General features: G+C 40.8%; 13 protein-coding genes. All 13 read left to right on the forward strand.

Translation table 11 applies throughout. The features are described 5' to 3' along the window. Window positions 1–262: 262 nt before the first annotated feature. The 13 genes from P8610_RS10100 (at window position 263) to P8610_RS10160 (ending at window position 16,608) form a co-directional block, all read left to right on the forward strand. Entirely contained in the window at window positions 263–1,219 is a 957-nt protein-coding gene (locus tag P8610_RS10100) for a tRNA dihydrouridine synthase (RefSeq protein WP_394604280.1), read from the forward strand. 203 nt (window positions 1,220–1,422) lie between these two features. Then, window positions 1,423–2,091, forward strand: a complete 669-nt coding sequence (locus tag P8610_RS10105) for a Type 1 glutamine amidotransferase-like domain-containing protein (protein WP_394604281.1) — start codon at window positions 1,423–1,425, stop codon at window positions 2,089–2,091. A 338-nt stretch (window positions 2,092–2,429) separates the two neighbouring features. Then, window positions 2,430–4,097 (forward strand): M4 family metallopeptidase, encoded by a 1,668-nt coding sequence (locus tag P8610_RS10110; RefSeq protein WP_394604282.1) that lies wholly within the window; start codon window positions 2,430–2,432, stop codon window positions 4,095–4,097. Window positions 4,098–4,422: 325 nt separating this feature from the next. Beyond that, window positions 4,423–5,661 carry a serine/threonine transporter SstT gene (gene sstT, locus P8610_RS10115; protein WP_394604283.1) on the forward strand — a complete coding sequence of 413 codons (1,239 nt, stop codon included), beginning with the start codon at window positions 4,423–4,425 and terminating at the stop codon, window positions 5,659–5,661. Between the two features lie 139 nt (window positions 5,662–5,800). Further along, window positions 5,801–6,196: a VOC family protein gene (locus P8610_RS10120; protein ID WP_394604284.1), complete on the forward strand. Its 396-nt coding sequence runs from the start codon at window positions 5,801–5,803 to the stop codon at window positions 6,194–6,196. A 418-nt stretch (window positions 6,197–6,614) separates the two neighbouring features. Further along, the gene (locus P8610_RS10125) at window positions 6,615–7,715 is read left to right on the forward strand and encodes a sugar ABC transporter substrate-binding protein (protein ID WP_289497305.1); all 1,101 of its coding nucleotides are present in this window, start codon (window positions 6,615–6,617) and stop codon (window positions 7,713–7,715) included. A 91-nt stretch (window positions 7,716–7,806) separates the two neighbouring features. Beyond that, the gene (locus tag P8610_RS10130) at window positions 7,807–9,327 is read left to right on the forward strand and encodes a sugar ABC transporter ATP-binding protein (protein WP_289497304.1); all 1,521 of its coding nucleotides are present in this window, start codon (window positions 7,807–7,809) and stop codon (window positions 9,325–9,327) included. A gap of 11 nt (window positions 9,328–9,338) precedes the next feature. Next, on the forward strand, window positions 9,339–10,514 hold the full coding sequence (locus tag P8610_RS10135) for a sugar ABC transporter permease (RefSeq protein ID WP_394604285.1): 1,176 nt from the start codon (window positions 9,339–9,341) through the stop codon (window positions 10,512–10,514). Window positions 10,515–10,694: 180 nt separating this feature from the next. Next, window positions 10,695–11,672, forward strand: coding sequence for a sugar ABC transporter substrate-binding protein (locus tag P8610_RS10140; protein WP_394604286.1), 978 nt, complete (start codon window positions 10,695–10,697; stop codon window positions 11,670–11,672). Then, the gene (locus P8610_RS10145) at window positions 11,669–13,132 is read left to right on the forward strand and encodes a sensor histidine kinase (protein WP_394604287.1); all 1,464 of its coding nucleotides are present in this window, start codon (window positions 11,669–11,671) and stop codon (window positions 13,130–13,132) included. The genes P8610_RS10140 and P8610_RS10145 overlap by 4 nt, the downstream gene beginning before the upstream one ends. Further along, entirely contained in the window at window positions 13,110–14,630 is a 1,521-nt protein-coding gene (locus P8610_RS10150; protein WP_394604288.1) for a response regulator, read from the forward strand. The genes P8610_RS10145 and P8610_RS10150 overlap by 23 nt, the downstream gene beginning before the upstream one ends. A 25-nt stretch (window positions 14,631–14,655) precedes the next feature. Further along, on the forward strand, window positions 14,656–15,753 hold the full coding sequence (xylF, locus tag P8610_RS10155) for a D-xylose ABC transporter substrate-binding protein (protein WP_394604289.1): 1,098 nt from the start codon (window positions 14,656–14,658) through the stop codon (window positions 15,751–15,753). 141 nt (window positions 15,754–15,894) lie between these two features. Further along, complete coding sequence (locus P8610_RS10160; RefSeq protein ID WP_394604290.1) at window positions 15,895–16,608, forward strand: VCBS repeat-containing protein; 714 nt, start codon at window positions 15,895–15,897, stop codon at window positions 16,606–16,608. Window positions 16,609–16,631 lie beyond the last annotated feature (23 nt).

Consider the following 16,631-nt stretch of genomic DNA (forward strand, 5'->3'; position numbering starts at 1 on the left):
TTCCATTGGACACTATTCCTAGAATCCATTAACTCGTCGTGGGTTCGCGTCAACAATGATTTATTTATGTGAAACTTGTACCCCTCATAACTCTAAGAGCCTTATTCCTTAGGGATGAGGCTCTTTTGTTTACTGATCATTTTCCATAATTTATAAATGTACAGTGATTGATATTCAGTTAGCAAACATGATATAAGTGTAAAAGAATATTTTTTAACGGAATTTTGAAGTTGTACCCATAGTGAGAGGAATTGAGTTTAAAATGATAGATAATTTTTGGCGGGATTTACCGCGTCCATTCTTTGTACTTGCACCAATGGAAGATGTGACAGATGTTGTTTTTCGTCATGTCGTAAGTAAAGCTGGCCGGCCAGATGTGTTTTTCACAGAGTTTACAAACTCAGATAGCTATTGTCATCCAGAAGGTTTAAAAAGTGTTCGCGGCCGTTTGAAGTTTACAGAAGACGAACAGCCGATGGTAGCACATATTTGGGGAGATAACCCAGAATACTTCCTCCAAATGAGCATTGGCATGAAAGAGATGGGCTTTAAAGGAATCGATATTAATATGGGCTGCCCTGTACCTAATGTTGCACAAAGAGGAAAAGGAAGTGGCCTTATTCTGCGGCCAGACGTAGCGACAGATCTGATTCAGGCGGCAAAAGCGGGCGGACTGCCCGTTAGCGTGAAAACACGACTTGGTTTTAAAGAGATCAATGAGTGGGAAGCGTGGCTTACACATATTTTAAAGCAGGATATTGCTAACCTTTCTATCCATTTACGTACAAGAGAGGAAATGAGTCTTGTAGATGCTCATTGGGAGCTTATTCCAGAAATCAAAAAGTTACGTGACCGAATTGCACCGGATACGCTGTTAACCATTAATGGAGACATTCCAGATCGGCAAGTCGGGCTGGAGCTTGCTGAAAAATACGGCATTGATGGTGTAATGATCGGGCGTGGAATCTTTAAAAATCCTTTTGCTTTTGAAAAAGAACCAAGAGTGCACAGCAGTGAAGAATACCTGGATCTTTTAAGACTTCAGCTCGATCTTCAAGATCAATATGCGGAAGAAGTCCCGCGTTCCATCACAGGGCTTCATCGCTTTTTTAAGATCTATGTAAAAGGATTCCCTGGAGCTGCTGAATTACGAAATCAGTTGATGAACACAAAATCAACAGATGAAGTGAGAGCGTTGCTGGATAACTTAGATCATTGATAACTTTTAAAAGAATATAGAGTATACAGTGTAAAACAGTATGTAACCTCACGAGTTGCATACTGTTTTTGTTTATTCATTTTTAACTTCAAATCTAGAGTTAGAGTCGATGGAAAATGACTAAAAAGTATAGGGAAAGAGGAAGACGACAGTCCCTGCAGAATAGAATATGCAATATTGTAAAAGCAAGGAGGAGTTACGTTATGAAATTACTGCTCACATCTGCAGGCGTTAATAACAAAAGCATACATGACGCTTTAGTTGGTATGCTGGACAAGCCGATTGCCGACTCCAACGCCCTGTGCATACCCACCGCGATGTACGGACACCCCTGGGTCGGTCCTGGCGTCAAAACCTGGGAGTTCATCAGCGGGAATTCCGAGAATCCAATGGTTAATCTCGGCTGGAAATCAGTCGGCGTGCTGGAGCTCACTGCGCTGCCAAGCATAGACGAAAATCGGTGGGTGCCGCTTGTACAGGAGACGGACGTTTTATTGGTGTCGGGGGGCGACGCTCTCTATCTGTACCACTGGATGCAACAGTCCGGTCTGGCAGAGCTCTTACCTTCGCTTCGTGCAGTATATGTGGGAATGAGCGCTGGGAGCATGGTGATGGCACCTAACATTGGAGAATTCTTCGTTGGCTGGACTCCACCAAGCGGTGAGGATAAAACACTTGGCTTTGTCGATTTTGCCATGTTTCCACACCTCGATCACGAAATGCTGCCGGGAAACACCATGGCAGCCGCAGAACAATGGGCCGCCGAGATAAAAGGGCCAGCGTATGCCATTAACGATGATACCGCCATCAAAGTGATGGATGGAGAGGTGGAAGTTATCTCAGAGGGACATTGGAAACTGTTTTCGCCTTGATCTTACTATATGATAGAAGAAGTTTAAATGTAGTTCTTAAGTAATAGCTCAACATATAAAATTCAAGAACTGTAGTCAGATTTAAGATTAGGAATCTTAAAAAGAGGAAAGCGGATTAAAACCCTGCTTTCTTCTTTTTATGGCTAAAGGGAAGTGGGGAAATTCCTGCGAAATTACGAATCACATATTTTCAATTTGGTAGATTTCACCTATACAATTTTGATTTAATTAGGTATTATATCTATTTTTGTAAAATTAAGATAATTCTTATTGTTCATTCGAAACATTTTCTTCTCCTTTATAATGAAGGTTAACCAATTAATAGGAGGGGTTTTGTAGTGAAGAAAAAGCTTATAGGACCTGTGATTCTGTCGTCAGCTCTGCTGTTAAGTTCTATTCCGGTGAATGTATTAGCGCAACCTTTCGATTCAAGTGAGATTAGTCGTGTACAAGCTGCTAAAGCATGGAACGAAAAAGCCAGTGTGCCTTTTTTTGTGAAGGAAAGATCTGCAGAAAAGTTCTCTTCGAGCAGTTCAGCAAATGCCCTAATTTATTTGAAAAAAAACCAAGAGAAAATCGGTATTCAAAATACAGATAAACATCTAAAAGTGAAGAATGTACAAAAAGATGAAATTGGGATGACTCACGTACGGTTTACACAGGCAATCAACGGAGTTCCTGTAGAAGGTTCTGAAGTAATTGTACATTTTAATAAAAATCATGAAATCGTATCCGTAAATGGAAGAACCAATCAGACTCTTATCGATAAACATGTAGATACCATACCATCTATTAGCCAAGATGATGCGCTTCAAGCTGCATTATCATCGGTTAACGCTCCAAAAGAACTAACGTATGAGCCAACCGCAGAGCTTGTTATCTATCCTTTTGAAGAGAAAAATCATACCGCTTTTAAAGTAAATGTTAACTTTATGGGCGAAGAGCCTGGAAACTGGTTTGTATTTGTAGATGCAAAAACAGGACAAGTGATTGATCAATATAATGGTCTCATGCATGCTGAGGAACACAAGACACAAACAGGATCTGGGCTTGGAGTTCATGGTGAACATAGAAAACTACATATTACCCGAGTGAAGGAGCCGAATGCTGGGACGAGGTTTGCATTAGCGGATTACTCTCATGAAAACCTAGAAGGAATATTTACTTATGATGCAACCAGCGACTGGGACTCGAATAATGACAAAATTTATACGGGTAATTCTGCATCCTTTACGAGTGACTATGATCGAGCGGCTGTTGATGCCCATTATAATTCTGAAAAAGTTTATGATTACTTTCTAAATAAGCATGGCCGTAATTCTTTGGATGGGGAAGGAATGGCTATTAATTCTTATGTACACATGGGAGTCGATTATAATAATGCATTCTGGAATGGACGTTATATGGCTTATGGAGATGGTGACGGTGAATTTTTCATTCCGTTATCAGCAGGCCTAGACGTTGCAGCTCATGAAATGACTCATGGTGTCATCTCTCACACTGCGAATTTAGCCTATCGCAATCAATCTGGAGCATTGAACGAGTCATTCGCTGACATTTTTGGTGCGCTTGTTGATGATAGTGATTGGGAAATGGGTGAAGACATCATGGCTCCGGCTGCAAAAGCGGATGGTGTAACAAGGTTGCGCAGCTTAAGTAATCCGAACAGTGTGGTTGTCAGCAATAAGCAAAGAGCTGCGTATGGCAGCGGAGTCTATCCAGCTCATATGGATGAGTACTATAACATGCCGCTTTCTGTTGATAATGGCGGTGTTCATGTGAACTCCTCTATTACTAACCATGCTGCATACTTGATTGGTCAAGAAATTGGAAGGGAAAAACTAGGGAAGATTTATTACCGTGCTTTATCTGTTTATTTAACTTCTAATTCCAACTTTAGTGAGGCGAGACAAGCGGTCGTACAATCTGCAACTGATCTTTATGGAACAGACAGTGCAGAAGTAACTGCAGTTAACGCAGGCTTTGATGCTGTTGGAATATATTAAAAGTACGTCTAGTTCGTAATTTACAGCTCGTTAGAGAATTAATAACTATAGTAACACCTCAAGATAATTCCTGAGGTGTTTCTGTTATTCAATTTTTTTAAACAAACTAATTATTATTAAATATTCAAATAATTACAACTTTTTAAAATCGATTGTAATCCGTCGAAATACTCACTATAATACTATTTATTAGAAAGACAATTGTCTTTACCAGGTGGATTGCGTTCTTTGTGTATCAATTATCCTACTTGGTGGTGACATACTGTGCTACAGGTTTATTCAGATAAACAGCTTTACAATTCTAACTGGATTGGTGATGACATCTATGAAACGTATACTGAAAAAGTGGAATCAGATAAGTCTTGTTAAACAGATCATTATAGGATTGATTGTTGGTATTATCCTAGCTGTAACGATTCCGCAAGCAGCAAAACCTGTTGTTATTTTTGGCTCATTATTTGTAGGTGCTTTAAAAGCAATAGCGCCTGTTTTGGTATTATTCTTGGTTATGTCAGCTATCGCTCAGCATAAGGCGGGCCATCAGACGAACATGAAAGCAATTATATTATTTTATCTTTTAGGAACATTTCTAGCTGGATTAACAGCTGTTGTTGCAAGTTTTGTTTTCCCTGTAGGTCTGACACTTGGTAAGGGCGCAGAAGGTGTAACCCCTCCAGGTGGTGTTGTCGAAGTACTCAAAACGTTGTTGTTGAACGTTGTTGATAATCCATTCAACGCTTTAGTTAACGCAAATTATGTTGGCATATTAGCATGGGCAGTACTATTAGGACTTGCCTTAAGAAGTGCTCAGGAAACGACAAAGACAATGATCGCTAATGTTTCTGATGCTATCTCTAAAATTGTTACTTGGGTCATTAAGTTTGCACCACTAGGTATCTTAGGATTGGTGTTTGAATCCATTACTGCAAACGGAATAGATTCTTTATTGAGTTATGGTAAATTACTAGGACTTTTAATTGGTTGTATGGTATTTGTTGCGTTGGTTGTGAACCCACTTATTGTTTTCGCAGCAATAAGAAAAAATCCTTATCCTCTTGTTTTCAAATGTTTGAAAGAAAGCGGAATAACAGCATTCTTCACACGCAGCTCAGCTTCTAATATTCCTGTAAACATGAAGTTATGCGAGAAGCTTGGTTTGGACAAAGATAATTACTCAGTATCGATTCCATTAGGAGCGACGATTAACATGGCAGGTGCTGCGGTTACGATTTCTGTTTTAACCCTGGCAGCGGTTCATACCCTAAACATTCAGGTTGATCTTGGAACTGCTGTTCTTCTAAGTGTCTTATCCGCTGTATGTGCTTGTGGCGCTTCTGGAGTTGCTGGCGGATCGCTGTTATTGATTCCTCTTGCGTGTAGTTTGTTCGGTATCCCGGGTGATGTGGCGATGCAAGTAGTTGGTGTTGGTTTTATCATTGGTGTTTTACAAGATTCTTTTGAAACAGCACTAAATTCATCAACAGACGTACTGTTTACAGCAGCAGCTGAGTACAAAGAATGGCGTAAAGAAGGAAAAGAAATTAACATTCAAAAAGCAGCATAATAGATAGATGGCACCTGAAACGTTTTTTAAGCGTTGATGGTGCCTTTTTTGTTGGCGTAATTTTCTTGGTTTAAAGGTATTATGACGAAGTGTATGGAATGACATAAGTGGTTTTATTATAAAAATCAGGAGGTTACTCATGGGCAGATTAGTGCATTTTGAAATTCATGTGGATGACATGGAGCGGGCAATGAAGTTTTACGGTGAGGTGTTCGGCTGGTCGTTTCAAGATTGGAGTGAATATGCCGGAATGCCATACTACGGTGCAGTGACAGGTGATGATAAAGAAATGGGAATTAACGGAGCTTTGATGAAAAGGCAGGGCCCGCCACCTGAACCGAATCAAGCTTTAAACGGATTTTCTTGTACGATGGGTATTGAAAGCTATGATGAAACAGAAGCAAAGATTTTGGAGCAAGGCGGAAAGGTAGCGATGCCGAAGTACGCGCTCCCAGGAATGGCGTGGCAAGGATACTACATAGATACAGAAGGCAACATTTTCGGCATTCATCAACCTGATGAGAATGCGAAATAATGGAAGAACAATAAAGACAGCACCTTTAAATACGGGTGCTGTCTTTTCATGTTCATCAAGAAATTAGTTGAATTATCGCTGTCAGATACTTAAAAACGGCTAACGTGGAATTATTGAGATTAATGTGGAATTATTGGAATTAACGTGGATAAAAATGATTTATTGTGGATATATTTTTATGTGTTTCACTCCAACACACATACTCCTGGAAATGTCTTTCTCAGGAGAACTCCTACCGCCTTCTCTACATCCCCTTTGCTAAAAAAGCTTCTTAATTTTAATAAACGTACCCAAACTACCTCCCCTAGATTAAAAAAGTACAGATAATGTTAAAAGAGTGCTAATGATAGCGCTTTCAAACCCTCTTTTTCCGTAGCTATAATTAACTTGTAAGTATTTAAAAGAGGGGGAACGAAACATGAAGAAAAGTAAATTAGTATCTCTAATGCTAGCGGTAATCATGCTTATGCTTGTTGCAGCTGGCTGCAGTGACAGCAATAGCAAAGTAAGCGTTGGTATCGTATTGCCGACTAAAGATGAGCCGAGATGGGTTCAGGATGAACAGCGTTTTAAAGATGCTCTTAAAGGTACAGAATATACGACTGAAATTCTATTCAGCCAAGGGTCTTCTGCAAAGGAAAAAGAAAACGTTGAGACGTTGATCAACAAAGGCATCGATGTACTTATTATCTGTCCTCAAGATGGCGATGCTGCAGCAGCTGCAGTAGAAGCTGCGAAGAAAGATGACATTACGGTTATCTCTTATGACCGCCTTATTACAAATACAGATGCAGTTGATTATTATGTGACATTCGACAGCCTTGCAGTAGGTGCAGCGCAAGGACAGTACTTGATTGATAATGCAAAAGGTTCTAACACACCGCTTTACCTTTATGCTGGGGCGGCTTCTGATAACAACGCGTTTTTATTCTTTGAAGGCGCATGGAAAGTTCTTCAGCCTAAGATTGCTGATGGCACATTCAAAATCGCTAACTCTAGTGAAGCTGAAGCTTTAAAAGACAAAGCTGAACTTTCTCGCGATGAGCTAAGTAAGATCATCGGTCAGGTTACAACGAACTGGGATGCAAACGAAGCAAAAAACAAAGCACAAACTCACTTGACTGCGGCTAAAGCAGACATGAAGGGCGATGTTGCCATCCTTGCTCCAAACGATGGAACAGCTCGTTCAATCGCTGACGTATTTGGATCTGACAGCGCGGTTTCCAGCTACCTTGTAACTGGACAGGATGCAGAGAAAGCTTCTATTCAATACGTGATCGATGGTAAGCAATCTATGACTGTGTTCAAGGATGTTCGTACACTTGTAAAGGATGCAATGGGAATGGCTGTTGATATCCTTGATGATAAGAAGCCTGAAACAACTGGTTCTTATGACAATGGAAATGTTGAAGTTAAAGCAAAGCAAACAAACGTTATCGTTGTTAACAAAGAGAACGTGAAGAAGGAACTTATCGATTCTGATTACTACAAAGCCGACGATTTTACAGGGCTTGAATAAGAAAATAGGTGGACGAAGAATAGTGATAGATCCTGCGTCTATCACTATTTTTCACAATTAAGTAAGCTGTTTGGCTAATGGAGGGATCATGATGAGCGGATATATTTTGGAGATGAACGAGATCTCCAAATCGTTTACAGGAGTGAAAGCGCTCAGTAATGTAAATTTTAAAGTGAGAAAAGGCGAGATACACTGCTTGATCGGAGAAAATGGAGCAGGGAAATCAACGCTGATGAAGGTGCTTAGCGGCGTATATCCTTATGGAACGTATGAAGGAGACATCGTGTTTGAAGGAAGTGTTCAGCAGTTCAATAAGATCAGTGATAGTGTTCAGACCGGTATCGTCATCATCTATCAAGAGCTTGCTTTATTTCCCGATCTCACGGTTTATGAAAATATTTTTGTAGGCAACGAGGTTAAGCGTGGAAACCTAGTCGACTGGAACCAGACGATCGCAGAGGCAAAGAAAATGCTGAAACGGGTAGGGCTCGACGTGAATCCCGAAACACTCGTAAAGGATCTGAGTGTGGGAAAGCAGCAGTTGGTTGAAATTGCTAAAGCATTAAGTAAAGATGTTAAGCTGCTTATTTTGGATGAGCCGACTGCCGCGCTGAATGAGGATGATAGCGAGAATCTGTTAAAACTTCTAGGTGAACTGAAAAAACAAGGGATTACAAGCATTATGATTTCTCACAAGCTGAAAGAAGTTATATCTATCGCGGATCAAGCGACGGTCCTGCGTGATGGGAAAACAATCTGTACGCTGGATGCTTCTAATGGGGAAATTTCAGAGAACATGATTATCAAAAACATGGTCGGGCGGGATATTGATGACATTTACCCGAAGAGACCAGATAAGAAGATCGGTGAAACGATACTCGAGCTGAACAATTGGTCCGCTTATAGTACCGAGCTTGGCAGGCATGTCTTAAAGGATATCGACTTTCATGTAAAAAAGGGAGAAATTGTCGGTATCGCTGGGCTTATGGGCTCTGGACGAACAGAGCTTGCACTGAGTGTGTTTGGCAATCCGAAAAACTATAAACTAGAAGGTCAGCTAAAAGTATCAGGTGTGGAAAAAACGTTCAAACATACGAGTGATGCGATTAAGTCTGGTATTGCTTATGTTACAGAGGATCGAAAAGGTGACGGGCTGTTTCTCATTCAGGATATTAAGAACAACATTACGGCTGCAAACCTCAACGAAGTCGCTGATAAGGGGATCATAAACGAGAACGAAGAGGTAAAAAGAGCAACGGAATACAAACGATCGATGTATATTAAAGCATCTTCTCTAGAGCAGACGGTCGGTAACTTGAGTGGAGGAAATCAGCAGAAAGTATCACTTGGCAAGTGGCTATTTGTTGGGCCAAAGCTGCTGATCTTGGATGAGCCGACACGAGGTATCGATGTAGGAGCCAAATTTGAAATCTATACCATAATGAATAAATTGATCAGCGAGGGCATGAGTATTATCATGATTTCTTCTGAACTGGGTGAAGTGCTGGGAATGAGTGATCGTGTTTATGTTATGGCGGAAGGAAGAATGAAAGGTGAGCTGCCGATTGAAGAAGCCAATCAAGAAAACATTATGCAGCTTGCTACGCAATAGGGGGTTATCACATGGAATTTATCAATGAAGCAAGATCGTTAGTGAAAGAGAATATCCGTGATTATGGGATGTATATTGCCTTGTTTGTAATTATGCTTACTTTCTCCATTATGACGGATGGGCTGTTTATGTCTTCTCGTAATATTAGTAATCTATTAGATTCCACGGGTTACATTGCTGTACTAGCAGTGGGAATGACGCTTGTCATCGTTATCCGTCATATTGACCTGTCTGTTGGGTTTGCTGCTGGATTTCTAGGTGCAATCGCCGCTATTCTTTTAACAAAGATGGGGCTGCCTGTTTATGTAACCATTCCAGTAATCCTTGTGCTTGGAATCTTTATCGGTCTGTTTAATGGTTTGCTGATTGCAAAATACGCCATTCCTTCGTTCGTAGCTACACTTGCGGGTATGCTTATTTTCCGCGGTGCGCTATTGCAAGTAACAGAGAAAACGGGGACGATTATTATTAAAGACGATGCATTTAACGCGATCGGAAACGGATTTATTCCTTCTCTTATGATTGTGAATGGCTTGCATCTCTTATCTCTTATTCTAGGTTTACTATCAATCTTATTCTATATTTACAGCGAGATCTCTACGCGCCGAAACAAGATTAAATATCAATTTGATGTTGTTTCCAAAGGGATTTTCACTTTCAAACTAGTCTTTGTTTCAGCAATCATTGCTTATGTTACTTGGATTTTAGCGGGTTATAACGGGTTCTCCTGGACGGTTGTCATCATGCTGCTTGTCGTTGTGGTGTATCATTTTTTAACAACGAAAACGGTGTTGGGACGTCACATTTACGCGGTCGGAAGCAACCCGGAAGCTGCGCACTTAAGTGGAATTAACGTTAATAAAATCACTTATATGGTATTTGGTTCTATGGGTATGCTTGCTGCGCTCTCAGGTATTCTCTTTACATCACGACTTCAGTCGGCTACGACAACAGCAGGAACTCTTTTTGAGCTTGATGCCATCGCAGCGGCTTATGTTGGTGGTGTATCTTCTGCAGGTGGCGTAGGGAAAGTAACAGGTGCCATCATTGGTGCCATTGTTATGGCTTCTTTATCAAGCGGTATGAACCTTCTTGGAGTTGGGGTTTCTATGCAGTACATGATTAGAGGCGGCGTGTTGGTCGCAGCCGTACTTTTTGATGTGATGACACGTAAAAAGAGAGGATAGCCAAAATCGCAACAAATTTTGGGAAGAAAGTGGAGACATCATGCTAGAAGATGTCTTCACTTTTTTAACGCTTAAACACCTATCATATACCTATAATTGGTAAATGAATGAGCATTCGCATCAAGTTCATTATGATAAAATAAGATTAGTAAATTATCGGAAAAAAAGGGGATACTTCACTTGCGCAAAGCTGGATTAATCTTTCTGAGTCTTATATGTATCTTCCTAAGTTATTTAACGTTTACAACGGCACAAAAAGCGTTTCAGTCTGATTGGAAACTGCCTGCTGCCTCATTTCAGAAAGAGGACAGTTTTCGTATTGTACTCATCACTCAAGAACTGGAAACACCGTTTTGGGATAAGGTTGGAAAAGGTGCTGCACAACAAGCTGAAAAGGACGGAGCTAGCCTTGAAGTATGGGGAAGCTACGGCAAGAACCAGGATGATTTTCTGAAAAAGCTGGAGATTGCCATTCAGTCGAAAGTGGACGGCATTATTGTACAAGGTCTGGATACCGATAGATTTAAAGAATTGACCAAGGTTAAAGCGGCGTTTTATGGCATTCCTATCGTTACGGTTGCGAATGACGTACCAAAGGCAGAAAGTCTTAGAAAAACGTACGTTGGCTCGGATCAGCACTTGGCTGGAAGAATGATTGCGAAGCTCATGCTATCAGACATGGGACAGGAAGGAAATGTCATCTTATTAAGTGATAGCCAACAAGAGTATTATCAGGAGCAAAGGCTTACGGGCATTAAAGAGGTGCTTCAAAGCTTTCCTAATGTAAAAACGGTATATGCAGAAACACCTGAGGCGAGAGAGCAGGTCATCGCAAAAACAAGAGATTTATTAAATCAGTACCCGGATGCGGACAGTTTTATTGCCGTGAACGCTAATATTGCTGGAGCTATGATTCAAGAGATCGGCAGACGCGGACAGGTAGAGCCCTATTTTATTTATTCTTTTGATGATGGATCTGAATCGATCACACTGCTTAACCAAAAAAAGTTGGATGGTGTGATTGAGCAGTCACCAGAGATGATGGGGAAAAAAAGCGTAGATGTTTTAATGCAATGGTTGGAGAATGAGACGGTTCCTCTTGATGCGGATGGGTATTTAAGCGAAATTCGAATGATAAAGGCGATGGATGAGAAATGAACAGAATTCAGAAGAAAATATGGATGCTCGCATCAGTCGTTCTGATCATCATGGCCGTAATTTGGATAGCGCTTACCTACTATAATCAAAAAACGCAAAATCAATACAATGATATTTTACAGCGATATTTGAGCATGAATTCAGTGACGAGCAGCAGTCAACAAATGGTCACCGATCTTAATAACTACTTGCTTGAACCGTCTGAAGATAATTTGGATAACCTTAATCACAGCAAAGAAAAACTTAACGAGGCAAAAACGGAAATTGGGAAACTAAGAAATTCAGAAAACGAATTTGCTCTCATAAACTACATGAACCTTGTTGACAGTTTGATTGAAACTACAGACCGTTCGCTTATGTTCTATGCTGAGTCCGACACCGAGACCTCAAACAAAGAGTTCACAGAAGCAACGCGTCTCTCAAAGTACATATCAGAAATGACGCTTACGTTGATTGACACAGAGCTGAAGACTTACGAGCGATTTTACAGAGGAATTATTGATCAATCTGCTGAATTTAAGAAGCTGGGAATATGGCTTATGCTTCTCATAACACTTCTGTTGCTGGTGATTACATATTGGTTTAGTTTAAGTATCACGAGACCGGTGCAGCAGCTGACTCTTGCGGCGAATGAGCTGTCTGCAGGACGATTTGACAAAGAGATCAAGGTTGAGTCAAACGATGAAATCTCATTTCTTGCTCAAACCTTTAACCGAATGCGGATCAATATAAATAACCTATTTCAGGAAATACAGCAGAAGGCGCAGCTTGAGCATGAACTGCAGCAAAGCAAGCTTCTGTTGCAGGAGAGCCAGCTTAAGAATCTTCAAAGTCAGATCAATCCTCACTTTTTATTTAACACGCTAAATACGCTCTCGAAGAAGGCTTATTTGGAAGGATCAGAAGAAACAAGTGACTTGCTTGTAAGTGTGGCCGGTCTCTTAAGATACAACTTAAAATGGCTAGATAAATCCGTTACGCTTCAGGATGAAGTCATGGTGATTCAGCAATACATGAACATCCAAAAAGCAAGGTTTACTGACCGGCTCACATTGCACCTCGATATTGATCAATCATGTTTAGACGTTCAGATTCCAGGCCTGACTCTGCAGCCTATTATTGAAAACGCTGTGATCTATGCGGTTGAGCCAAGAGAAGATGGCGGGCAGGTCTGGCTTCGAATCAAAGATGATGATGACATGGTGATCATTGAAGTGGAGGACGATGGACCTGGCATTCCTGAGAATATAAGAATACAGATTTTAAAGGGTGAGCTTGTCGAGACGAATAGTACTTCAACAGGAATAGGGTTTACCAATGTTGTAAAGAGGCTTCAACTTTTTTATGGGATGGAAAACCTGATGGATATTCAAAGTGAGATGGGTGCAGGTACGAATGTGTTAATAAGAATTCCAAAAACGAGGGGGATTGAACAGCATGCTCAAACTCTTGATCGTTGATGACGAGCAGATTGAACGAGAAGGGCTGCAGGTCATTCTGCAAAAGGCGTTTCCTGATATCGAGATTCATCAAGCGAAAAATGGAAAAATCGCTGTGCAAGCAGCAGCTGAATTAAATCCTGACTTAGTAATGATGGACATTCAGATGCCAGGAATGAACGGTCTTGAAGCCATTCAGCAGATTACATCTACTAATCCTTTCATTAAGTTTGTTATGATTACGGCTTTTGATATGTTTGATTATGCTCGCCAGGCAATCAAACTAGGTGTGAAGGATTACTTATTGAAGCCGAGCAGAGTGAGCGAGATTGAGGAGACGGTCGGAAAGGTGTTGAAGGAGATCACCGAAGAGCGCAGATCTCTTGAAGTGTTAGAAAGAACACTGCCGCTTGTCGAAACGGATGTCGTAACTCAGCTATTGTTCGATCATGTACATGAAGTGCACTTGGATATGCTCGTTGATATGCTCGACATTTCTTCAACAGATGAACCGTTTGTAATGAGTATTCTACTTCCAAAAGACGGAGAAAATTTGTATTCGTTGGTCAAAGAAAAGGTTAGGAAATCAGCGAGTGGGTGGGTTGGTGCATTGTATGGCCGACAGCTACCGATAATTGTTTTTCGGAAACCTGGCAGTTCTTTCCGTTCCCAAGCGATCTCCCTTGCAAAAGATATTCTCTCTCTGAAAAAAGCAAGTTCAGGAGACGGATGGTTCATAGGAATTGGTAATGTCTCTCACTCTTTAAATCAAGTTCGCCAGTCTTACCAGGAATCTTTAATTGCCACAATGGATACCTCACTGCCTCTGAAATACCGATTTTATCATGATGTTCCAGTGCTTGAGAGTACAGAAGACAAACATCGATCAAAACAGCGTGAAAAACAGTTTTTCGATGAGATCCGATTAGGAAAGTGGGATGAGGTTCATAAGAATGTGATGGATTTAATTCAACGTTGCTCGAATGAAGGAGCAGATTTGCTCCAAACGCAACAGCGTGTCCTTGAATTATTTTGGGTAGCGGCAAGAGTGATGAGCGAAATGGGAGTGGAAACTGAAACACCTCTTTTTTCCTATCAATCTCAGGACTACCGTCAACTTCGGTCCGAATCAGAGCACCTCTTAAAACAGATGAGAACTTCGTACGAAGAACATTATGAACAGCTTGAGGCGGATACGATTCATCAGATCAAACAATATATTGTAAAACACTCACATGAAGATATATCTCTTGAGGCATTAGGAAGAAAAGTGGGCTTAAGTCCAATTTATATCAGCAAGATGTTCAAAGAAAAGCTAGGGATCAACTATATTGATTTTCTGACAGAATGCCGAATTGAAAAGGCAAAGAAATTGATGGCAGATCCAGAAAAAAGCTTAAAAGAAATTACGTTTGAGGTTGGGTATCACGAACCAAATTATTTTAGCAAGGTGTTCAAAAAAATGGTTGCGCTTTCACCTACAGAATATCGCAGGGCTGTTCTTGGCAGAAAAGGATGAAGGCACGTAAAAAGGAGCATCATCAATGGGTAGAATCGTAAATCGTGTAAGCCTCATCCTATTGTTCATAGTATTGATTTGCGCAGGTTTAACCTGCGAAAAAGACAGTACGAGTAATGGCACACTTGGAAAAGCGATCCCTTCTAAAACTGAAAAGGTAAACAGCAAATCAATGATAGAAGAAAAAATTAAGATTGGCTTTTCCATGGATACATTATTGGAAGAACGCTGGCTTAAGGACAAAGATCTCTTTAAAAAAGCCGTAGAGAATCTTGGGGCAGAAGTGGAAATTTTAGCAGCGAATGGCGATGATTCCGTGCAGATTGCTCAAGCTGAAACACTCATTCAAAATGGAGTCGATCTGCTTGTTGTCGTTCCTCATAACGCTGAAGCAATGGCGGCGATCGTCAAAAAAGCCCATTCAGCTGGAATTAAGGTGATGGCTTACGACCGCCTTGTCAAAAATGCAGATCTCGACTTGTACGTTTCCTTTGACAACGAAAAGGTAGGAGAGCTTCAAGCAAGAGCGATAACAAAGCTAGTTCCGAATGGAAAGTACGTGTATATAGGCGGGGCCGAAACGGATAATAATGCTCATCTATTCAAAAAAGGAGTATTCCGAGTCCTACAGCCGTTAATTGATAAAGGAGTTATTACGGTTGTATACGATCAGTGGTCCAAAGATTGGACACCCGCTAATGCCTTTAAAAATATGGAGTCTGCACTGAAAGCTAATGGAAATGAGATCAATGCCGTAATTGCGGCGAACGATGCCACAGCCGGCGGTGTCATACAAGCGCTTGAAGCACAAGGGCTTGCAGGGGAAATTCCCGTAGCTGGACAAGATGCGGAGCTTGCGGGGGTGCAGAGAATCGTTACAGGTACTCAAGTAATGACGGTTTATAAACCCATTCAGGCTTTATCAGAAAAAGCTGCAGAATTGGCCGTTGAAATGGCAAAAGGGATACCTATAAAAACAGAGCGAAAGATAAACAACGGAAAAATTGAGGTCCCATCTGTTTTGCTGTCTCCGATCGCCGTCGATAAAGGAAATCTTGACGAGACGATCATCGCGGACGGATTTCATTCTAAAGATGATGTATATGAGAGCCAGGATAAATAATCCTTGTTGCCGCTGTTGAGTAATCTTCAGTGGCGGCGAGGATTTGTTTTGTTTTATTCAAGTTAAATTTAAATACGGCTGTGTCAATCACATCAGGTGCCCATAACATGTTAGTAAACTTCATCTAACAAGGAGCATGTTATGTATAACCACTATAATTATAGAGTTATTCCAAGTGTTGTTGCTTTTACTAAGGGAGATGTTACTGGGGATCGTGTACCAGATGATGTCTTTTTAACGGGTACTAAGAGTCAGGACAGCCCATTTATTGAGAACATTACGCTTCATGTGAAGGACGGAAGAACAGGGGCGCAAACAAGAGTGCCTCTATCTGAAAATGTGGGCTACAATCCAACTTTGTTTCTTGGGGATTTTACAGGTAACGGTGTTTCAGATGTGTTGATCAGCATTAATTCCGGCGGCAGCGGGGGATTCATGTATCATTATGTGTACTCGTTTATCGGCAACAATCCGCAAGAGATGTTTAATTTTAACGTATACAATGCCACTTTTGAATATGATGTAATTTATGAGGATAACTACAGAGTCCGAGTTGTCAGTAAGAGTAATGTGAAAACCTATATAATTGATATTTCGAAACGAGATTCAGAATATCTCAACGAAATATATGATAAAAATGGCAAGCTGAAGAAACCGATCACCGGCTTTGTAAACCCTTTGAGCGGCCTATATCCCATCGACTTCAATTACGATGGGGTATACGAACTTTCCGCATATCAAAAGATTGCAGGGCTATATAATGCAGACGCATTAGGTTATGTGGTAAACACGTTAGGGTGGAAGGACAATCGGTTTGTTCTTCAGAATCAATATGTAGCGATTTCAGGAACATAATAAAAGAGATCTGGCCTTCTGAA

The sequence above is a fragment of the Fictibacillus sp. UD genome (genome assembly GCF_043558025.1).
GTDB lineage: Bacteria > Bacillota > Bacilli > Bacillales > Fictibacillaceae > Fictibacillus.